At 40.0% G+C, this 21,778-nt stretch carries 20 protein-coding genes; 6 read left to right on the forward strand and 14 right to left on the reverse strand.

Annotated elements, in window-relative coordinates; all coding sequences use genetic code 11:
- Window positions 1–35: 35 nt before the first annotated feature.
- From L3V25_RS00940 to L3V25_RS00950, 3 genes are all read right to left on the reverse strand, one after another.
- Entirely contained in the window at window positions 36–983 is a 948-nt protein-coding gene (locus tag L3V25_RS00940; RefSeq protein WP_237293644.1) for an amino acid ABC transporter permease, read from the reverse strand.
- Window positions 984–1,068: 85 nt separating this feature from the next.
- Window positions 1,069–1,863, reverse strand: coding sequence for a transporter substrate-binding domain-containing protein (locus L3V25_RS00945; RefSeq protein ID WP_237293645.1), 795 nt, complete (start codon window positions 1,861–1,863; stop codon window positions 1,069–1,071).
- Between the two features lie 245 nt (window positions 1,864–2,108).
- Window positions 2,109–2,972 carry a LysR family transcriptional regulator gene (locus tag L3V25_RS00950; RefSeq protein ID WP_237293646.1) on the reverse strand — a complete coding sequence of 288 codons (864 nt, stop codon included), beginning with the start codon at window positions 2,970–2,972 and terminating at the stop codon, window positions 2,109–2,111.
- Window positions 2,973–3,129: 157 nt separating this feature from the next.
- On the opposite strand from L3V25_RS00950, the gene L3V25_RS00955 reads away from it, so the two are divergent.
- Entirely contained in the window at window positions 3,130–3,966 is an 837-nt protein-coding gene (locus tag L3V25_RS00955) for a bifunctional allantoicase/(S)-ureidoglycine aminohydrolase (protein WP_237293647.1), read from the forward strand.
- Window positions 3,967–4,147: 181 nt separating this feature from the next.
- Here L3V25_RS00955 and L3V25_RS00960 read toward each other — a convergent pair whose 3' ends face one another.
- Genes L3V25_RS00960 through L3V25_RS00980 form a run of 5 tightly spaced genes read right to left on the reverse strand, consistent with a single transcriptional unit; the run spans window position 4,148 to window position 9,470 of the window.
- Window positions 4,148–5,587 carry a HAMP domain-containing sensor histidine kinase gene (locus L3V25_RS00960; RefSeq protein ID WP_237293648.1) on the reverse strand — a complete coding sequence of 480 codons (1,440 nt, stop codon included), beginning with the start codon at window positions 5,585–5,587 and terminating at the stop codon, window positions 4,148–4,150.
- Window positions 5,580–6,263 carry a response regulator transcription factor gene (locus L3V25_RS00965; RefSeq protein WP_027696735.1) on the reverse strand — a complete coding sequence of 228 codons (684 nt, stop codon included), beginning with the start codon at window positions 6,261–6,263 and terminating at the stop codon, window positions 5,580–5,582. The genes L3V25_RS00960 and L3V25_RS00965 overlap by 8 nt, the downstream gene beginning before the upstream one ends.
- A gap of 48 nt (window positions 6,264–6,311) precedes the next feature.
- Window positions 6,312–6,689, reverse strand: coding sequence for a diacylglycerol kinase (locus tag L3V25_RS00970; protein ID WP_237293649.1), 378 nt, complete (start codon window positions 6,687–6,689; stop codon window positions 6,312–6,314).
- A gap of 24 nt (window positions 6,690–6,713) precedes the next feature.
- Window positions 6,714–8,360 carry a phosphoethanolamine--lipid A transferase gene (locus L3V25_RS00975; protein ID WP_237293650.1) on the reverse strand — a complete coding sequence of 549 codons (1,647 nt, stop codon included), beginning with the start codon at window positions 8,358–8,360 and terminating at the stop codon, window positions 6,714–6,716.
- A gap of 54 nt (window positions 8,361–8,414) precedes the next feature.
- Window positions 8,415–9,470, reverse strand: a complete 1,056-nt coding sequence (locus L3V25_RS00980; protein WP_237293651.1) for a glycosyltransferase family 9 protein — start codon at window positions 9,468–9,470, stop codon at window positions 8,415–8,417.
- Window positions 9,471–9,654: 184 nt separating this feature from the next.
- Between L3V25_RS00980 and L3V25_RS00985 the strand changes: the two genes are divergently transcribed.
- Window positions 9,655–10,443 carry a ferredoxin--NADP reductase gene (locus L3V25_RS00985; protein WP_237293652.1) on the forward strand — a complete coding sequence of 263 codons (789 nt, stop codon included), beginning with the start codon at window positions 9,655–9,657 and terminating at the stop codon, window positions 10,441–10,443.
- A 42-nt stretch (window positions 10,444–10,485) separates the two neighbouring features.
- Here L3V25_RS00985 and L3V25_RS00990 read toward each other — a convergent pair whose 3' ends face one another.
- From L3V25_RS00990 to L3V25_RS01000, 3 genes are all read right to left on the reverse strand, one after another.
- A complete protein-coding gene (locus L3V25_RS00990; RefSeq protein ID WP_237293653.1) occupies window positions 10,486–11,751 on the reverse strand; it encodes a DUF4056 domain-containing protein in 1,266 nt (421 codons plus the stop codon).
- Between the two features lie 21 nt (window positions 11,752–11,772).
- The gene (locus L3V25_RS00995) at window positions 11,773–12,750 is read right to left on the reverse strand and encodes an alpha/beta hydrolase (RefSeq protein ID WP_237293654.1); all 978 of its coding nucleotides are present in this window, start codon (window positions 12,748–12,750) and stop codon (window positions 11,773–11,775) included.
- A 64-nt stretch (window positions 12,751–12,814) separates the two neighbouring features.
- A complete protein-coding gene (locus L3V25_RS01000; RefSeq protein WP_237293655.1) occupies window positions 12,815–13,834 on the reverse strand; it encodes a hypothetical protein in 1,020 nt (339 codons plus the stop codon).
- Between the two features lie 227 nt (window positions 13,835–14,061).
- Here L3V25_RS01000 and L3V25_RS01005 point away from each other — a divergent pair, with 227 nt between their 5' ends.
- The 4 genes from L3V25_RS01005 (at window position 14,062) to pstB (ending at window position 17,770) form a co-directional block, all read left to right on the forward strand.
- Complete coding sequence (locus L3V25_RS01005; RefSeq protein WP_237293656.1) at window positions 14,062–14,883, forward strand: phosphate ABC transporter substrate-binding protein; 822 nt, start codon at window positions 14,062–14,064, stop codon at window positions 14,881–14,883.
- A gap of 165 nt (window positions 14,884–15,048) precedes the next feature.
- Window positions 15,049–16,014: a phosphate ABC transporter permease subunit PstC gene (gene pstC, locus L3V25_RS01010; protein WP_237293657.1), complete on the forward strand. Its 966-nt coding sequence runs from the start codon at window positions 15,049–15,051 to the stop codon at window positions 16,012–16,014.
- Window positions 16,015–16,019: 5 nt separating this feature from the next.
- A complete protein-coding gene (pstA, locus tag L3V25_RS01015; protein WP_237293658.1) occupies window positions 16,020–16,901 on the forward strand; it encodes a phosphate ABC transporter permease PstA in 882 nt (293 codons plus the stop codon).
- Between the two features lie 119 nt (window positions 16,902–17,020).
- Complete coding sequence (gene pstB, locus L3V25_RS01020; RefSeq protein ID WP_237293659.1) at window positions 17,021–17,770, forward strand: phosphate ABC transporter ATP-binding protein PstB; 750 nt, start codon at window positions 17,021–17,023, stop codon at window positions 17,768–17,770.
- Window positions 17,771–18,061: 291 nt separating this feature from the next.
- Here the strand turns inward: pstB and L3V25_RS01025 are convergent, their stop codons facing one another.
- From L3V25_RS01025 to L3V25_RS01035, 3 genes are all read right to left on the reverse strand, one after another.
- Entirely contained in the window at window positions 18,062–20,053 is a 1,992-nt protein-coding gene (locus L3V25_RS01025) for a sensor domain-containing diguanylate cyclase (RefSeq protein ID WP_237293660.1), read from the reverse strand.
- A 306-nt stretch (window positions 20,054–20,359) separates the two neighbouring features.
- Window positions 20,360–21,058 carry a riboflavin synthase subunit alpha gene (locus L3V25_RS01030; RefSeq protein ID WP_237293661.1) on the reverse strand — a complete coding sequence of 233 codons (699 nt, stop codon included), beginning with the start codon at window positions 21,056–21,058 and terminating at the stop codon, window positions 20,360–20,362.
- A gap of 74 nt (window positions 21,059–21,132) precedes the next feature.
- A complete protein-coding gene (locus tag L3V25_RS01035; protein WP_237293662.1) occupies window positions 21,133–21,768 on the reverse strand; it encodes a response regulator in 636 nt (211 codons plus the stop codon).
- Between the last annotated feature and the right edge of the window lie 10 nt (window positions 21,769–21,778).

The raw sequence follows: 21,778 nt of genomic DNA on the forward strand, positions 1-21,778 counted from the left end.
GCGCAGATGACTGAGACGAATGGCTTTGATTAGAATTAATCACTGACTGATAACCTCTTTTCTAATGCTTGAATGCCCCAAGATAAACTGCCCGTTAGCAGTAAATATAATAAAGCGACAGTGATCCACACTTCAAACGGTGCAAACGTACCACTGACTACTTCCCGACCTGCTTTAGTCAAATCAGTAATCGCAATCACAGATACCAAAGAAGAATCTTTAATCAGGTTAATAAACTGTCCTGCTAATGGTGGAAGTACTTGTTTAAAAGCTTGAGGCAAGATGACATACGTCATTGATTGTGGATAGGTCATACCCAATGAACGCGATGCTTCCATTTGACCTTTGTGAATTCCTTGAATACCCGCGCGGATAATTTCAGCCACATAAGAAGCTGTAAACATCGAGAGCGCCACAACACCAGAAGTGAAACGATCAAGGTCGAGTACTGTTCCGATAAAGAAATACACAATAAAGATTTGAACTAATAATGGCGTACCACGGATCAATTCAATATAACTAACGGCAAGTTTACGTAATGCGATATTGCTAGAAAGCCTCATTAAGGCAAGAAACATCCCTATTACAATCGCAAAGACTAACGAGATCACAGACAGCTGTATGGTAACAATCACACCTTTGCTTAAAGTGCCCAGCTTCCATTGGCTCTTTTCGGCCAAAGTATCGCCTTCAAACACTAAATCGCCAGCTGCAACTTTAAGGTTTTTAAATTGCGATAAATCCATCAATTCATCACCGGAAACCGATTGTAGAATTAATGTTCCTTCAGAATTTTTAACGATATCACCATCTAGCGGTGCATTAATAATCTCTGGCTGAGTATCAATGATATAAGGAACTACACGCTCCCAATTCCAGTTGTAATTAATTCTAGACGTCGATAAATAGACGAGAGTAAAAAGCGCAGCAATAATGCCGACAAAAACAAGATTCCAAAAAACCGTATTGGGTTTAGACTGCATAGTAATCCTTTGAATAACAACGTAAAAGACAGATACAAAACAGCCAGAATATAGCGTTCACTATTTCTGGCTGTTATACAGTTTCTTACTGAACTTTATCTAACCAAGAAGCAGACTTAAACCATTTGTCATAAATGCGATCATAAGTACCATCGCCTTTAATTTGATTTAAGTAGTTATTCAAGAAGTTAAGGAAATCAGGATCGCCTTGACGAACCGCAAAGCCTAGAGGTTCAAAAGTAAATGGCTTATCTAAGTGAACCACTTCGCCTTTATGTTGTGCGGTATAAATGGCATTAAATGGTAGGTCATAAACGAAGGCATCTGCTTTACCGTTAGACACTTCAAGTGCCGCATCTGCAGTCGTTTCAAACTTGTTTTGTTTCGCATTTGGTAAGAAGCGGTCAGCCGCAATAATACCTGTCGTGCCTAATTTAGTTGCAATAGTATATTTTTCGTCATTAAGGTCACGGTAGCTAGTAATTTTACCGGCATGCTTAGCATTTAAAAGAACACTTTGACCAATCACCACGTATGGTTGGGTAAAGTTAACCTGCATATTACGCTTAGCCGTAATGGTCATGCCGCCCATGATGACATCACATTTATTGGTTAGGAGGGCTGGGATAATTCCATCCCAAGAAGTGTTCACTGGCGTGAATTTCACATCGATTGCTTTCGCGAGCATTTTGCCTAAATCAACATCAAAGCCAATAAACTCACCATTTTTAGCTTTCATTTCGAAAGGCATATAACCAGCATCAAAACAAACACGAAGCTCGCCTGATTTAGCAATATTTTGCAGAGTGGTATCAGCTAGCGTTGAAGTAGCCGTAAACAAAGTGGCTGAAAGCACAGCCGCTTGGAGTAATTTTTTCATAAAACATCCGTATCATTATTATATTTATCGCTGCATCCCGCAGCCTATCGAAAAGACAAAACATGTCTTTCTTAACTCATTTATAACAAAGTTGTCATTTACATTAAACCATTGATCTTTAAAAAACTTTCATAGCATTTTAAATAAACCATTCAAAGTGCACCTAATTCACTGATATTTATATAATTAACAATAAACAAAAAGATGAGATGAAATTGTCTATTCTATGAACGGGCGCATTTCGATCAAACGCTATAAATCCCATCACAAGCTTCAATTAACTTATCGACTAATAATTTACTTTGCTGACTCAATTGCTTTTGTGCATGCAGGATTAACTCCAGCGCTGGCACATCTGGCAAGCCATCCTTTGTATTTAAAACTTGATGAAGCGGTGTCACTAGGCGTGTAGGTAGTAGCGAAACGCCAAGCCCAGCTTCTACTGCGCAGCCTACCCCTGAAAGACTACTGGTGATGTAAGACATCCTCCAGCGCTTACCTAGTGAATCAAAGGTATGCGCCATTTCACTGCGATATAAGCCAGTGCTTGGTAAACCCACCAGCGGTACGGTAGCCTTTTGTAAATTATTAAACCCTTTACCATCAATCCAACTTAGCGGCTCTTGCCATTTAGCGATCCCTTCTGCTTGGCCGGGACGGTGTTTGACGAGTGCTAAATCCAATTCATTGTTTTGAAACTGCGTCCATATTTCGCTACACATACCACTTTTCACTTCCAAACGTACCTCGGGAAAGGCTTGAGAAAATAGCGATAATGTCGGGACTAATTCATGGGTGGCAAAATCTTCCGGCACGCCAAGTTTAATCGGTCTTTGCTCTGCCGTGCTCACAGTTTCTGCAATCGCTTCTTCCATCATGGTGAGAATTCGACGAGCATGACTAACGATACGTTCACCTTCTATTGTCGGCGTGGCGTAGCGCTTTTTACGTACTAGTAGCTCACAGTCAAGTTGTGCTTCGAGCTTGCGGATCTGCTGGCTAATCGTCGATTGAGTTAAGTGAGTACTGTCGGCGGCGCGAGTAAAACTTCCGGTATCCACCACCGCGACTAAGCTGCGTAATAGCACAGGATCTAAAGTTGTATTCATATTTCATCTCACTTACTGATTCACCGGATTTACTTATCACTCCAAACTAGTGGATTACCCACTAATAGTAATTAAATTATTTAATTTTTAAATTTAAAATGTGAAGCGCATAATAAATCTATATTTCGTTTTCTCTCTTGTATGAAGGATCACAAGAATGACCAATAAACACACCTATTACTCTCCGCAGGGAGGCCTACCACCTCAGACCCAACTATTGTCTGATCGTGCGGTACTTACCGATGCTTATGCCATTATTCCAAAAGGCGTATATAGCGATATCGTGACCAGCTTTTTACCATTTTGGGAAGGCATGCGTATGTGGGTGATCGCTCGCCCACTTAGCGGATTTTCAGAAACCTTTTCTCAATATATTGTCGAAATCGAATCCGGTGGTGGCTCTAATAAACCTGAACTCGATCCTGCTGCTCAAGGCGTATTGTTTGTGGTTGCCGGTGAAATGGAACTGACCATTGAAGGCGAAAAGCATCATATGACCGAAGGCGGTTACGCTTACCTACCACCAAAATGCAATTGGACGGTACACAACAAGGGCAATGAGCCGGTGCGTTTCCATTGGGTGCGTAAAGCTTACCAATACGTAGAAGGGCTAGATGTTCCTGAAGCATTCGTTACCAATGAAAATGATATTGAACCGATTCCGATGCCTGAAACCGATGATGCGTGGGCGACAACACGTTTTGTGGATTCAACCGATATGCGCCACGATATGCACGTGAATATTGTGACATTCCAACCGGGTGGCGTGATCCCATTTGATGAAACGCATGTAATGGAACATGGTTTATATGTCCTAGAAGGCAAAGCGGTTTATCACTTAAACCAACAATGGGTTGAAGTAGAAGCTGGCGATTTCATGTGGCTGCGCGCTTTCTGCCCACAATCTTGTTATGCCGGTGGCCCTGGCCCGTTCCGCTACTTGCTATATAAAGACGTAAACCGTCACATGCCGTTTATTCGTCCGACCAACTAATTGGTTAACGAAAAACATAAAAAAAACCTAGCTCACTTTATAGGCGAGCTAGGTTTCCTTCGTTACGTATCACTTATGTCATGTACAGCTGCTGTTATGTATTAGGGGGATAATTACATAATAGAGCCTGATTAGTATCGGCTTTTTCAGCATAGGTAAAAACAGAAGATTTAATGACGGATTATTTCCCTATTTCCGCGCTAGTATCTTCTAGCCCTTGAACCCTAAAACAAATTTCTTCATCTTGATATACAACATCAAGTTGATAGCCATTTAGCTGACATAGGTTATTAACAATCGACAACCCTAGACCATAACGATCATTAGACGTTCTGGATTGATCAGCTTGATACATAGGCTCTAATAAGTGTGCGATATCTTGTTCGGTCAATACTGTGTGTACTTGGTTTCGAACTTCTAACACTACCCCAGCTTGTTCTGGCACTAACGATACCGTGACTTGAGAACCTTCTGGGCTATAAAATAATGCGTTATCAATTAAATTTTGCAATATCGTATGTAATGAAAATGAATCACCAAATATCAATGGCTTATCAATTAATATTTGAATGCGGCTATCGACATCAGAAAACTTAAAGGTCAGCTCTTCCATTACTTCACTAACTAACTGATATAAATCGATCGCTTCTAATTCAATCTGAATAGTCGCTGATGATGTCTTTTGCAATAACAATAAGTTATCTACTATTTTCTTCATTCTTTGAGCGATTTTAAACATATCTTGTTTATAGGTTGCCCCTATTCGCTCATCTTCAGGGTAGCGAATGTAAATCTCACTCAAACTCATAATTTCTGCGATTGGCGTCTTCAGCTCATGAGCGATATCGCCCGTTAAACGCTTTTCGTTTTGCAAAAATGCTTGGTTCGCCTTAATAAAAGCATTCAATTCTTTGCGAATAGGTTCGATTTCATCAAACTGCAAATCAGGCTCAGGGATCTCTGTCACCGAACTTTGATCAATGCCAATTTGCTTAATTTGAGCGTTCATGGTTTGCAGTGGTTTCAAACCTTTATCAACGATACGTATCGCAATATAACGCATCACTACGATAGACATAAAAAACGTCACGACCAGCAAAATATCAATTAATACCAACATACTCTCTGAAGAACGATTGGATTGATATAAGGCTAAGTAAGCAGGATGTTCATGAGTAGATGACAGTTGCTCGGATTCAGGTAAAAAATAGGAAAGAAATGCTCTTCCCTCTTCCCCATTTGGCAAGGTGACATCGAGTAATTGATTGGTATTTAGCGGAAGAGTTAACTTGATAAGGTCTATCTTTGGATACTGAGCTAATGATTTGGAGCGTTTGAAACTGCCACTATTAGACCACAACTGATAAAAGTGAGCATCTTCGTCTTCTTGAAATTCAGAGAGGAGGTCATCATCAAAAGTTAAGCGATCACCTGAAACCTTAACAAGCGATTTCATATAATTCGCCTTATTGACGAGGGATATATCAAATTGCTTATCTACCCAACTATCTAAACTTAAATCAATGGAGAGATAAACTGCAAAAATGATGATGCCAAATACCAAGGAAATCGAATTGACTAAGTTACGCTTAATTGAGGATGTTTGTGATTGCTTATACATTAGGGGTCTCTTCGACAAAATAGCCAAAGCCGCGCTTATTTTTAACTGGCAATACACCACCTAGCGCTCTGACCTTTTTCCGCACTGAAGACAAGTGGGATTCAATGGTATTTTTCGATAAATAATCAAAGCTCCCCACCACAGATTCACTGATCATCTCAACGTTGACTATTCGCCCTTTGGCAGAAAATAAACATTCCATGATTTTAAACTCATTGCGAGTCAGTTCGATCTCCTGATCTTGATAGCTAAATCGTTTCGTTTCAAGATCGAGACAAAAACCACCGACCTGATGATGGTTTCCTTGTTGAAGCAGTTGGCCTCTACGTAACAAAGCTAAAATTCTGGCATGTAATTCTTCAAAGGAAAATGGCTTAGTTAAGTAGTCATCTGCTCCCTGCATTAGACCATCAATTTTATCCTGAGGTAGTGTCTTGGCAGATAAGATAAGAACCTTGGTTTGAATCCCTTGCTGGCGTAAAGATCGCAAAATACTCATACCATCTACATTCGGGAGCATTAGGTCTAAAACGATCAAATCATACTGCTGATTCAAGGCCATGGTTAAACCCACAGAACCATCACCCGTTTCATCAACAGTAAAACCAAGATTATTTAATCCAACACTTAATCCGCGGCGCAATGCTTCAGAGTCTTCAATGATTAATACTTTCATCTTTTGCTACTCTCTGCTCAAATTAGGATCTTGTCTGAATTCATGCCATCAAAATAACGGGTAAACAATCACGCCCCACACCATCGCAGACATAATCATGCTTAAGGTAACGACGGCTGAGCCAACATTTTTCGCCACACCAGATAAAGTGTGATACTCCAAACCTACCCTATCAACAACCGCTTCAATGGCGGTATTCACCATTTCCGCAAATAACACAAACATCATAGATAAAATTAAGCACACCGATTGCACCGCGCTAATATCAAGGTAGCAAGCCAAAACGGTTAATGGGATAAATAATACTAACTCTTGCTGAAATGCTGCCTCATTTTTTATCATCCACTTCAAACCATTAAAACTGTGCTTTAAGGTAAAAATGATGCGCATAATACCGGTTCGTTTTACGACAACTTTTTCATTCATCTTTATTGGTAACTCTATTCAATTTTATACGTGACAGTTAGAAAATAAATCTAAGCTTGCTTGTTTAGCTTCGGTGTCCACTCCATATAACCCAATCAAACTATGAAAAAAGTTATCATGTGTGTAGCGAGATTTCTGAGCTTCCTCTTTTACACAAGCCTTATCAATCAGTTTTTGTTTTGCATATTGCTTCGGAAACCATAACAACCAAGGAACGGTTTTCTGCTCTTTTGGCGCAATAGCGTAGGGCGTACCATGCAAATATAAGCCATTTTCACCGAGTGATTCGCCATGATCAGACACATACATCATCGCAACATTATAGTCTTGTGAATGACCCTGTAGTTGCTTGATCACCTGCGCTAAGAAGAAGTCAGTATATACCAGAGTATTATCATAAACATTGGTAATTTCTTGGTCTGTACACTGCTCAATATCTTTTCTATTGCACCATGGGGCAAACTTCGCAAATTTTGCCGGAAAGCGCTGAAAATAAGTGGGGCCATGGCTACCAATCGCATGTAAAATGATCAACTTATCTTTATTATCTTTTTCGATAAATTGCTCGGCTGGTTTTAACATCACCTGGTCATAACATGTATTGCCATCACATAAATCGTCATCTTTAGTCGGGTCAATATCAATCAACTGAGTATTATGGGCAACGCCTTTGTCTCCACCATCATTATCAACCCATAATGTTTCCACCCCTGCCTTTGCAATAATATCGACAGCATTATCTTGTGCATTAGCTTTCGCTTTATTGTAACCAGTGCGATTCATGTTCGAAAACATGCAAGGCACAGATAGCGCGGTATAAGTGCCGCATGACGACACATCTTTAAATGAAATCAAACCAAGATCTTTAGTGTATGGCTGCGTGTCGCGAGAATAACCATTATCCGAAAAATTCATTGCACGAGCCGTTTCCCCTAACACCATCACCACTAAGGTTGGTTTGTCATTTTTTGTCGGCAGCAATTTGGCATCATCACCTAATGACGTATATGGCAAGGGCTTAGTTAAGTAATTACGCTTAATGTACTTATACGTATCATATACATGCGCAGGAATTATCATCTTATTAAGGTAACGGTTATTTCTCCCAACGGAGGCATAATCTTTATAAGTGGTAATCGCAATGATGGTAATGAAAACAATTGAAACCAATATTAATATCACTCGGCTCACCAATTCACGGAAAACTGATGAGTGAAACTCGACCCTAACCCATACTAGTACCAGAGTGGGAATCAGACCAAAAATCAAAAAAGAAAACACCGAACGAATATTTAAATAAAACAAGGCTTCTGATGCATTGGTTTCCATAATATTTTCAATCATGGATGTATCAAATAGAACATGAAACTCTTGCATGGAATACAACGCAAGAGCGGAGCTTAAGAACAGAAAGCCATACCAAGGCTTAAGAATGAATGGTAGCGTTAAAATTGAAAACACAGTAATAAAAGCAAAGAAAAGCACAAAAGGCCCAGTATAGGGAAACCAAACATCTGGCACGTTTTTACCAAGTTCAAAAACCTTTGATACGATTGGGTAGTTTAGAATAAATCCAAAATAAAAAGAGACGACAAGAATGAAAGTGCTTGTTTTCACCTTAGGACGAAACGCATTATCAAAAGTAAATAATCGAAATATAAAAGACGTCATTGAAAAACCTTGTTTAAGCCACAAATATGAATAGAAACCTGAATGACCGCACTACTATTGAGCCATTACCGACAAATGCTCAGTAACATCAGTGTGATACCAATCATAAAGATTTACAGATCGTCCATTAATGACGCCATAGGTCTCTGAATTTGTGTGAGTAAACAAGCCAATACAATTAACACCCGCAGCGTCTGCCAAATGCAAAGGTCCTGTATCACAAGAAATAAAGGTATCTACATTTTTCAAAAAACTGGCAAGCAAGCGCAAATTATTGTTTTGATATATTAATGATTGATTAGACAGTGGTTGACTAATATCACTGCTCAAAATTTCGACCCATTGAATAGGTTCTATGGACTCTTCTTCGAATTTAATTAATATGTCTTTCCATTGTTGATCGGATAATTGTTTCTTTCCTCTAGCGCCTCGAAAAAAAGCAACTAACTTTTTATTTCCATCATAGACTAGAGTTCTGTCTTTCATGCCTAGCAATTCTTCACTGTCACTAAAAGCTAATTTATGACAAACATTGTTCAACTCTTCTTCATGCGTTAGCTTCTTAATAAGAAACAGTTTATTAAACGCCATATGTGAAAGCTCAGAATCATTCTTAAATGTATGGGTAAAACATTCATTTCTATTTTCACTATGAGATGAAATTTTGTTTTTAGCGGATAACACTGAAGCGATAAAACTATCCTCAGCAGAAGAGTAAGGAACTAACATCAAATCAATGCTTTTTCGTTTTAAAGATCTTATTAACTTTAAACATGACACCACTTTCGAAAATGAGAAGTTAGAGACGAGAATTTCATCTACTCCGATATTTTCAAAAATAGACTTCTGCCATGATTGAGACAATAACAAAGTAATTTTTGCATTCGGATAAGAAGCTCTTACCTGCTTAACAAAAGGGATTAGAAATAAAATATTTCCTATTCTCTTGTTATTTCTGATTATCAATATTGAACTCACCTCCTTCTTTTGTAGGAGATGAGATTGATTTTGGCTGTTATTCATAAACAATCGATATAATAATGGCTCTAGTGTTGCCATCTTACGTCGACGATATCGATCAAAATTCCGTAACCATGTTTTAACGCTCATACTGTACCTACTTCAATTCACTTCATTAACCACGACTTTAAAGGGTCAAGCTGAAGATTTACTGAAGATGCACTGAAACTTAGCGCAAGATAAAGCCACCATAGGTTTGCCAATCTATACTGAAAGTGTATGCTGGAATTGTTGATTTTTATCTTAATACCCAAGAATAAACAGGGAGATGCAGATGAAAGAAGTACCACTCGGGTTTGTTACTAGTACTATTATCAAACGAATAAATTGGGCGGAGCATTTATTCTCTCTGCGCGTGCAAGCCCCTATCAATGCCTTTCCTACTCCGGCTTTCACCGCGGGTCAATTCAGCAAACTTGCCGTACTCAATGAACAAGATGAGTGGGTAAGACGCGCTTATTCGATGGTCAACAAACCTAACTTAAATGGCGACAATATTGAGTTGGAGTTTTTAGTTATCGAAATTCCAGATGGCAAACTTACTCCATTACTTGAGCATAAACAGGTTGGCGATGAGGTATTAGTCGGCACCCTTCCCGCAGGCTTTATGACGATAAATGAAGTACCAGAAGGGCCGAAAGATTTATGGATGCTATCAACCGGTACAGGCATCGGGCCATACTTATCAATCTTAGAAGAAGTCGAACAGTGCCAGCGTTTTGAGCATTTAATTTTAGTGCATGCGGTACGCACCAAGGAAGAGTTGGTTTATAAAGAGAAGATCATGGAGCTGATGAAAACCTACCAAGGTAAGCTACGTTATGTGCCGATTGTCTCTCGGGAAGAAGTGTCAGGTGCCTTATCAGGGCGAATCCCACAAAGATTGCAAGATGGCTCACTTGCTAAGGCCGCACACGTAGAGCCTAGTATAGAAAGGAGTTTTTTCTATTTATGCGGCAATCCAAACATGGTGCATGACACAAGAGATTGTTTGCAGAAAATGGGCTATAAAAAGCACCTACGCCGTGAAGCGGGCCAATTTAGCTTTGAGAACTACTGGTAATTAAAACGCCGTTTTTCCCGATTTAAGCAGTAGATCCAAAATCTACTGCTTATTTTTTTGCTCTAATAGTGCTTGATATTCTTTACGATCAAACTCTTGGTCATGTTTGGCGATGTCGTTGTACACCTTAGTATCGAGTACATAGTCAGGGTACAAACTTTCGGGAATATGACTGGTAAAAGAGTCTCGATATTTATCGTCTATTTTCATTGTCATCTTCGAAATATCGTCAAATACAATTCCAAAATCCTGCGCGCTTAACGATAGAGTTAAAGGCTCGATACCATCATGAATATGATCGACCAATTCTGAATCTGGACGCGTCGCCACATCCGCCTCACTCAGAAGCGCAGGAGTTTGTTGCATGGTGAGATTATAGTTACGCTTTAAGATCATATACTTTTCAGGGATCGGGGTTTCTGAGTCCCACCATGTCCCATCCACCGCATCAAAAGCTTGGCTACTCAATTGCTTATTCAAAGGCTGCAAGTATTGTAGGGTCTGATACAGCCAAATCGACATATTGCGATTATAGTCATCTACCGATAGCGACAACTCTTCCACCAGCAGTTTCGAGGCTAATTTGGCTCCTAACATATTGGAATACAAATCTTCTAACGAATAAGCAGACACTAGCTCAGGAAATAATGGGAAGCTTTTATAACCGTGCCACTGAGAAATCTCATGCCCCTGCGCCATTTTAAAACCGTAGTAAGCAGCAAGCTCGATACTTAAACGCCTTTTTTGTGCAGCAGTAAAATGGGAAGTATCAAATGCTTGAAAGTGAATTTCTCGCTCACCTAGCTCAGGATCGAGCTTAATCGTAAAATCTTGACCGAGCTTCGGGTAAATTTTATAGAAAAGCCCTGTGGTGTTATCTGCGGTATCTCTAACATGAGCGAGATCGATAAAGCCACCTTGCAAGGTGTATAACACGCCATTGTGCTCACCTTGCAGCGAACCTGTGGTGTCATTATCTCGCATAGAAAACTGACTAGAGCTATAAATATGCGGGCCTATGTCATCAATATCGGCGGTATTGGGTAGTTGAAAAAAGGGCACTTTCATTTTACCGACTTCGACATGTTGGCGATTACCAAACGCGCAGCATGGGCGCACACTACCGGGTAAATCAAAGTCAGTGCTAGTCGTCAGGTTATCTTGTGATACTGGCGTTGCCGTTGACAGCATAGCGGCGACATCTTCTTGCTGAGGCTGCGTGGTTTCTGTCCATGAGTAGGTTGAGCACCCTGACAAAAATACGGTCATCCATAAAGCTGTCGTAGCGTATTTTTTATTTGCAAACATCACGTTATTTATCCTAAATACTTACTGGCTTTTCGACTCTTGAAGAACATCATTTTGCTGATGATGGTATTGTTCAATAAAGCCTTTCAATAATCGATTCACGGTATCCGGCTTCTCTAATAAAATATTATGCGCAGAATCCGTCACAATATATAAAGGCCCTTTGGTTTGTTTAGATAACAACATCCCGCTTTCTAGAGGGAAAATCCGGTCATCTTCTCCCCAAATCACTTGAACCGGTGGAAGCTCTCTGTTGGCGATTTTAGACACAAACTCTTCACGCGAATCCATCAAGTGATCCAGCATATAAATCTTTTGCTCTGAATTACTGGCAAAATACTTTTCGTAGAATCCATCCATCGTAAAGGCTGGTACGTGCAGCGGATCTTCACTGGTAGCATTCATTAAGCGCTTTAAGTCAGCATCATTTTTCGGCACGAATAAATCACTCGGTTTTTCAATCTCAAAGCGAGCTAATAACGCATCAAGATCTTTTTGCTCAAACGCTCCACCCGGGCTAGAAATGAATGTCGCGGTAGTCGCAATATCATAGTTAGCCAATAAACCATAGACGATAAAACCACCATAAGAATGACCGACAATATGCACATTGCCATCAAGATCGAGGTTTTTTAATAAATCAGCAATCACTGTCACTTGATCTTCTAAGGTAGGTTGAAGATCACTGGTCGACTCGCCGTACCATAGAATATCCGGCACAATCACTCGATATTGACTACCTAATTCTTGCATAGTCGATTGCCAGTTAGATAATCCATCTCCACCGACACCATGAATCAAAATCACAGTATCTTGGCTGGCGACTTGGTTATCCCAATAATGCACTTGAGTATGATGATCCTCATCATTCAAAGTAAGGGTATGTTCGGTAAACCCTTCATCCGCCACGTTAGAAGCAAGGTGATTCACGTATAAATTCGTTGTTGTACTACAAGCGGTCAATAATAAACTTGCCGCCGCTAACCAAACCTTTTTCATAATGATACCCAAGTGACTTTGTTAATTTTTAAATCCAAACTTACATTACATACTTAAACCATCGTTAATATCGATAATCTAAACCGATGAATGCACTAGTCCGCTCACCCATACCAACTTCAGCAATTACATCCCAAGTTGGGCTCAATACATAGTTAAAACCTAGTGTGGTATTCCATTCAGACTCAAGCTCTTGTTTGACATCAAAACGGCCATCAGGGGCAATCGCATTAACGGCAGTCGCAAGATCGCCAGATAAAATATCACTCAAATCACCGGCCATTTCTTGTTGAATCCCTTGGTACATTGCCCCAACCCAAACGCGTAATTCATGGTTATAAGGGGTAAAGCGGTAACCAACACGCGGAGACACTACCACCGAGTTAATTTGACCATCTAGAATATCTAATTCGGTACGTGAGAAATTGACATCCACTATCGTAAACCAATTACCAACCCCACCAGCTAATGTCGTCCCGATGCCATACGTCACTCCATGATAATCCAAATCAAAATTACCAATATGGCGAGTTTCATCAGGATTCCGGCCACACAGCTGATTAACGATTGAAGCTAAAGGATTGCCTAGAATACTCGTCGGACGCCCCGCTTTACAGGTGATCGGCGCTGAACTTGTGCCATCGGTATAACCTAGTAATCCATAAACATTCAAAAAGGGAAACAGCCACATATCCCCACGTAAAGTCACATTACTGGCTTGCTGGCTAGCATCAGAAATATCAAGATAATTATCAAAAAGGGCGTCAGAAATGGTGCTGAGATCTTGATTAGGCGCAACCGAAAGCGGCCCAGATAAATTGATGCTGTTGATCTTAATCGGTTGATCCATGCTCATGTAACTAAGAGAAAAACCGTACGTTTTCGGTAAGGTATAACCACGTTCGCGCGCTTCTTTACCCCAAATAGGAAAGAGTCTCTCTTGATCGGTATTTTCTTTTGGCCCTACTGGATCGGCTTCACTTTGGATAGGTGAAGTCATATCCGCATGGCTGGCAGTTGAAATAGAAAATAGAGCAAAGACTATTGCACTACAGAGCACCCCACTTCGAATCTGTTTTTTCATAGTGCTCAATGACTTTCTCCAAAACATCCATTTATAAAAATTCCAATCCCTTAACGTTATTATAAACATCAATAGAGCCATTCGCTAAGCAATAAAGCAGCGTCAGAATTTTCTTCACTGTCATTTATGTTTCAAATTACTGTAACACAACTGTCATATTCCAACCCTAAAGTGGCTTTCGTCAACTGAACGACTTAACGGCATGAAGCCATAAAGGAAACGAAAGTATGAAAAAGACAGTAATCAGCGCTCTAGCAATCCTAAGCGCGCTAACAGTAAACCCAGTATCAGCCAAAGAAACTATCTCTGCGGTAGGTTCAAGTAGTGTTACTCCGTTAATGGAAGTCTTTGCTGAAACATACATGAAAGCCAATTCTGATGTATTTGTTGAAGTTCAAGGACCTGGTTCTTCAGCGGGTATTAAAGCTGCAAAAAACAATTCAGCTGACCTTGGCATGTCTTCTCGTGCTTTAAAGGCGGAAGAAAAAGAGCCGACATTAACAGAAGAAGTCGTTGCACGTGACGGTATCGCCGTTGTTGTTAACCCAAAAAATACATTGAAGGGTTTAACTTCTGAGCAAATCACAAAAATTTATAAAGGCGAAATCACTAACTGGAAAGACGTTGGCGGTGAAGATAAGCCTATCGTAGCGATTACACGTGATACTGCTTCTGGTACTCGTGGCGCATTTGAAGACATCATGGATCTAAAAATGAAAGTGAACGATATGAAAGTATCGGCTATCTCTCAACGCGCTCAAGTTGCTAACGGTAACGGCGGTCTAAAAACAATGGTCGCAAGCAACCCTTACGCTATCGGTTACATCTCATTAGGTACGGTTGATAACACGGTTCACCCACTAACGGTTGATGGCGTTGAAGCAACGGTTGAGAATGTTAAGAATGATACTTACAAAGTTGCTCGTCCTTTCCTAGTGCTTTACCACGAAGGTCGCCCAACACCAACAGCACAAAAATTCCTAGATTGGATGCTAACTAAAGACGCTCAAAAGTTAGTAACTGCACAAGGCTACATTGATATCCACTAAGCAACACCTTTAACTTTAATTGCTCAGCTCGCAAGGGCTGAGCTTATTTTCCATCTCGGATACTTAGCATACCCAAAGTCATTGTAGTTGCAGTGAACACCGACAACAAAACTGCAGCAGCATGTTCAACGGGTATAAACATTTTTCGATATGTGAGTTTTGATTATGACCATCGCCACTTATAGTGACAAAACAACAAATAGTGACAAGCTTATGAATACTGTCGCAAATTCGGAAGACCCAACTTCTGAAAACAATGGCAACCTACGCCAGAAAAAAGGTATCGACTGGAAAGAGAAAATTTTCCACGGCCTATTTTTAGGTAGTGCCATTATAGGTATCGTTTCTCTTGCCCTCATCGCTTACTTCATCATTGCTGAAAGTATCCCTGCATTTAAAGCAGTGGGCGTTTCAGGCATTGTACTAGGTGATAACTGGCTACCGCCGGCGTTATATGGTGTCTACACCATGATCGTCGCGTCAATCGTATCAACCTTTGGTGCTGTCCTTGTTGGGGTACCGGTTGGCCTATTAACTGCTATTTTCATTGCTGAAATTGCCCCTAAACGTATCGCTGATGTGATTCGTCCTGCGGTTGAATTATTAGCGGGTATTCCTTCAGTCGTGTACGGCTTCTTTGGTCTAGTGATCATTGTGCCGCTAATTCAGCAAATCTTTGAAGTTCCAGCGGGTAACACCATTCTTGCCGGTATCATTGTACTTGGTGTAATGATTCTACCAACGGTAATTACGGTTTCAGAAACCTCTATCCGCGCAGTACCTCATGCTTATAAAGAAGGTTCGTTGGCACTCGGTGCTTCAAAAACCTTCACTATATTTAAAATCCTCTTACCTGCTGCTCGCTCAGGCATCATGACCGGTGTCATCCTAGGTATCGCCCGCGCTTTAGGTGAAACCATGGCCATTATTATGGTGATGGGTAACGCCCCTGCGATGCCAGAAGGCATTCTTGATTCAGCACGTACCTTAACTGCCAATATTGCGATTGAAATGTCTTACGCAAGTGGTATTCACGCCAACGCGCTTTATGCAACAGGTGTCGTGTTATTAGCATTCATCATGATTTTAAATGCAGCTCTTCTGTACCTTAACCGTCAGAAAGCGAGGTAAGCACTATGAATTTCGCAAAAGACTCAGAATTACTCAAACTGAAAAAACAACGTCAAAATAAAGATCTTATTTTAAATGCTTTCATCTGGATCTCTGCTGGCTTAACGGTTGGTTTCCTGTTCTGGATTATCTGGTACATTTTATCCAATGGCTTACAGCACGTAGATTGGAACTTCATCACCGATGACTACACTCGTACGGGTGAAGAGCACGGTATTTTCCCGATGATCGTGTCAACCATCTATATGGTAATTGCTTCCATTGCGGTCGCTGCCCCACTCGGCATTATGACGGCGATTTACTTAACCGAATACGCCAAACCGGGTAGTAAATTGGTTAAAGTGATCCGTTTTTGTACTGAATCATTAGCCGGTATTCCATCGATCATCTTTGGTCTATTTGGTATGACATTCTTCGTTGCGGTAATGGGGTTTGGTTTTTCAATTTTGTCTGGTGCTCTCACACTCAGCATTTTGATTCTACCTGTGATCATCCGTACCACCGAAGAAGCATTAATGGCGGTTTCACAAACTTACCGCGAAGGTTCTTACGGCCTTGGCGCATCAAAAATCTACACTATCTGGCGCTTAATTTTGCCAAGTGCCATGCCAGGTATTTTAACGTCGGTCATTCTAAGTATTGGTCGTGTCATTGGTGAATCTGCCCCGGTTTTCTTAACCGCAGGTATGGTTGCTCGTATTCCAGAATCACTACTTGATTCAGGCCGTACGCTAACCGTTCACCTATATAAATTAACGACAGAGCTATTTACGGTCGATGAATGGAACCAAGCTTACGGCACTGCCACCGTTTTGATTGTGCTGGTTCTCATCATCAATATGTTGACCAAGTTAATCGCTAGTCGCATCAATAAAGCGAACTACTAATTCACAAAACGTAATTTATAAGCTCGTTATTAGTTAAATACACAAATTAGACCTTAAATGAATGATAAGTAGTGGCTCGATAAACATATCAGCGGCTACCACGACAAAGAGATATCACAATGAATAAATTTAACATCGAAAACCTAGATCTTTTTTACGGCGAAAACCAAGCATTAAAAAGCATTAATTTGCCTATTCCACAAAAGAAAGTAACCGCATTAATTGGTCCTTCTGGCTGTGGTAAATCTACCCTACTACGCTGCCTAAACCGCATGAATGACTTAATTGCAGGGGTAAAAATCACCGGAAAAGTGACCATGGATGATAACGACATTTATGGCAATATCGATGTATCAGATCTACGTATTAAAGTAGGAATGGTATTCCAAAAGCCGAATCCATTCCCAATGAGCATTTATGAGAACGTCGCATACGGCTTACGCGCTCAAGGGATTAAAGACAAAAAGCACATTGATTCAGTGGTAGAGAGATCACTGCGTGGCGCCGCTTTGTGGGATGAAGTGAAAGATCGCTTAAAATCACACGCCTTTGGCCTATCTGGTGGTCAGCAACAACGTCTATGTATTGCTCGTACTATTGCAATGCAACCTGATGTAATTTTAATGGATGAACCAACATCCGCACTTGACCCAATTGCGACGCATAAAATTGAAGAGTTGATGGAATCTCTAAAGAAAGAATTCACCATCGTTATCGTGACTCACTCAATGCAACAAGCACGTCGTATTTCAGACCGTACCGCCTTCTTCTTAATGGGTGAACTGGTTGAGCATGATGAAACACAAATCATCTTCAGCAACCCGAGAGATGACCGTACTCAAGGTTATGTGAATGGTGACTTCGGTTAAAAGATAAAGTAGGCAGTTAGGCTCTTAAAAACGGAGCCTAACGCTAAGAATAACTATAAAAAAAGCGATGGAACGTTTGCCCCTTACTGAGGGGCTTTTTTGTGTTTATTTGGTTCTCGCTGGGCGAAAATATAATTGTGAGTGACTCAAACAAACGAAGTAGTTAAGTTCAGGAGTAGCTAAAAATTTTAAGTAAGGCAATTTCATAGGTATAAAAAAAGGGTAAGCCTCAGCCTACCCTCTTATTATTCAATATCGTTTATACCCAGTGACTTGAGATATCAGACTAATTTAGCCTTTTAAGCTAGACATAAAATGCAATTCATAAGCATGTAAACGATTGTTGATCACAAACTCATCATGGTTAATTTCAATGTCACGGAATAAGAAATTACAATACTTAATAAATAAGAAGTAGAACACTGACATTGGGATCCCAGCGTCATAATGACTCTCGACTATCTTCAAGCGATAATTATGTAAGTTATCGTTCTCACGGGTACAGGAGTACATCATTTTGAAATAGTTACTAATCAAGTAGTTCAACTTACCATGGTAAACCGTCAGAACCGCTTCATTTAACTCATTTTGTAATAAATGCTCAGCTTCCACAAAGTTCAGCTTATCCACCATTTTCAGTTTAATCGCTTGTTCTTCTTCTGATAAGTTAATATCGAAGCTATCAAACTCATGGCAAATCGTATCGATCTTATCGATCGATTTTTTACTCATTAGAATCGAATCAGCTTCTTTAATCGCTTGAGGTAAACTTTGTTTAGTTTGAGCACTAAATAGCACATAACCACCGCTGACAGAGAAGACAGGAATAGAAGACGCCTTACAATCATAGGCCAATTTTTGATTCAAACGGATCATAAACTGCTGAGGATCAAACTCATTCTTGGCATTGATGTAAAGCACGATTAAGAACTCATCACCACCCAAACGAACAATATCATCACAAGGTTGGCAGATATGTTTTGCTGCATTCGCAATTAAAGCAATCGCCTTATCACCAGTATCATGGCCATACTTATCATTGATCTGCTTAAATTTATTAGCATCGATTGAAAAGATATGAACATCTTTATCATGTGTCACCGCTTTATCAATTTTCTTATACACTTTTTGGTACAAGCCATGGCGGTTGTACACCTTAGTCAGTGAATCAAAATATTGTTTGTCACTTTCTCGAATACCACGCAACATTTGCTGCAAAATAGTGTAGCTAAATAAGAACACAAACAATGGCATGAAAAATAGGTATGACTGCTCTGCTAAAACTAAGCGAGTCATAGCACTAAATGGCACGGATAAACGTACGCTAAGATGCCCAAACCCAGATTGACTTTGTTCTAAATTAACAGATTCAAAATTTAAAAGTGTCTGACCACTCAAATCCATACCTTTAGAGGTATGACTCAATAGCACTCGATCATCATTTAATACGTCAAGTTTTCCATACTGCATTAAATGAATATGAGTGTTTCTCTGTGATAATGAGTTATCAATCATCTCAACTAAATCACTGAGATACAGATCCCTAGCTAAGAACCCTACCGTTTGACTACGGTAGTTCTTAATATTTTGCACAAAAGTGATCGTTTGTTGACCGGTTATGCCATCCGAATACGGATTAGTGACCCATAAACCCGTGTATTGATTGCCAAATGATTCATATTGTCTTTTCACTTCAGGTGTAAAGTATTCACTCGCCGCCACTTCGGAATAAGCACGATCAAATAAGAACATGAAATCGGCATCTTTCGCGACAAAATAATATAGAGCGGGAAGAGTAGGATGCGGTTTAACCAGTCTCACCATTTCTGAGTTTGCACTAGCACTTGTCAGTACGGTACATAAAATATCTAACGTTTCGGAAGAGAACTTCTCGATATCACCTTGCCCCAATAAAATACCACTACGCATATCTCCAGCTTTATTTAGAGCTTGAGCTGCGCGATTACTAAACTGGTTGGTTTCAGGGTCACGATCAATATGAGGCAGACATTGATCAAGTAGGCCAGATTTTCGATTTTCGGTAAGTTTGTCAGTTCGAGTGGGAACATGTTGCAAAGCTGTAAACCGCAAAAACTCAAACTGACTTTGAGTATGGCTTTCTATAGAGTTTATCTCCATAGCAATACTTGGCAGTACATCGGTATTAATACGGCTTTTTAAATTGCGGTATTCATGGAGTGCAAAGCCTACGGTAATAATAAGGGACACAAACACACTTAGAATAATCGTCTGATTTCTAAGTGTTTTATCTTTTTGCAGCATGGGAGTTAAACCTAATAAAGAGCGAAAACTTATACAATAAATACGACTACATTAAAGGTCGAAGTATTACCAGTCATAAGTCCTGTAAGAATATTCTTATATAATACAAATAATACGCTCTTTATGAGAATTTTCTAGTCAGGCCTTGGTTAAATTACTATAATATTTAATTATAAAGCCAACCACCAATCAAATTAAAAAATAGAACTTAACCTACAAATCCAATCGACAAATAATACGAAACATTTCATTTACACATATATAAAAAATAAAATTAACAATCAACTTAGAATAAACTGTTCGTTATTACTTATTTTTCATTTCTGCTAATTGGTTTAAGTGAATATTATTTTTCTCTAATAATTGTTCTAATGCAGGAAATAATTCACCGAGATTTTCTTCTAATGTTTCACGCACCGTATCAACTAACACTTGGGTACTACGTTCGATTTCGATGTTTAACTTAGAACCGGCCTGCTTCAATTCAAAAGTCGTCATTCGGCGAGTTTCAGGGATCAACCAAACGTCAAACCAGCCTTGTTTTTTATCAACATCAGAGATAGTTAAGCTCGCGCCATTAATCGCAATGTAACCTTTCGGGAAGATATAACGTAACCACTGAGGTTCTACCCCAATTCGGATGCGGTAGTTTTCTTCAATATGCTCAACACTGACGACTTGAGCGCAAAAGTCGACATGGCCAGAAAGTGGATGTCCGCCGATCTCAGCGCCATCTTTCGCAGCACGTTCTGCATTCACAGTATCGTTTTCTGCCACTTCACTGAGTGTGGTAATTTGTAGGCTTTTAAGCATCACATCAAAGCGCAGAATGTGAGCGCTTACTATTTCAGTCACCGTTAAGCAAACACCATCGATGGCGACACTAGCACCAATTTCAATTTCCTGACAAAAGCCTTCTGGGAAAGCAATATCAAAGCTACGAATACCTTGGTGATCGGTGACTTTTTTCAGTGTTGCAACGGCTTGAACAATACCTGTAAACATAAAACATCCAGCATTAAACGAAAGGGCTGACTATATTGTCAAAATTGTGGCTTGATACCAAGACAAAGAAGCCATTAATCTCGGCCATAAGTATCTAGGTACAACACAGTCGCGGCCGTTCTTGAGGCAACATTGAGCTTTTTCAGTAGGCTTTTCATGTGCACTTTTACTGTCGATTCTGAGATAAATAGATGATCGGCAATTTGCTTATTACGATAACCCTTCGCCACTTCCTGCAAAATTTGCATTTCACGGTCAGTGAGCTGATCCATCAAATTATCGCCTTCACTACGCGTTTCTAAATGCTCTTTTACTAGGTGGCTATAAACCGGCTCACCTTGCTGCGCTTGCTTTAATAGCTCGATCAGTTCTTCAGGCTCACTGTCTTTTAATAAATAACCATCCGCTTGCGCTTTGACTAGTGCATCAATGTCCGCAGGGTTATCGGATACGGTTAAAATAATAATCTGACTATCGATATTTTCTTTGCGCATCGCTTTTAAGGTATCTAAACCCGACATGCCTTTCATATTTAAATCCAACAGAATAATGTCGGGTTCAAGTTCATTGGCAAGCGCGATAGCATCTACACCATTACTGGCTTCCCCTACTACTTCAAAGCAGCTTTCTAAATTCATTAGTTGGCCAATACCACGACGCATTAATGGGTGATCATCGACTAATAAAACTTTTGATACTGTGTTTGTCATCGGTTACCTA

Origin of the sequence: Vibrio sp. CK2-1, from assembly GCF_021726515.1 — a bacterium.
Taxonomy (GTDB): Bacteria; Pseudomonadota; Gammaproteobacteria; order Enterobacterales; family Vibrionaceae; genus Vibrio.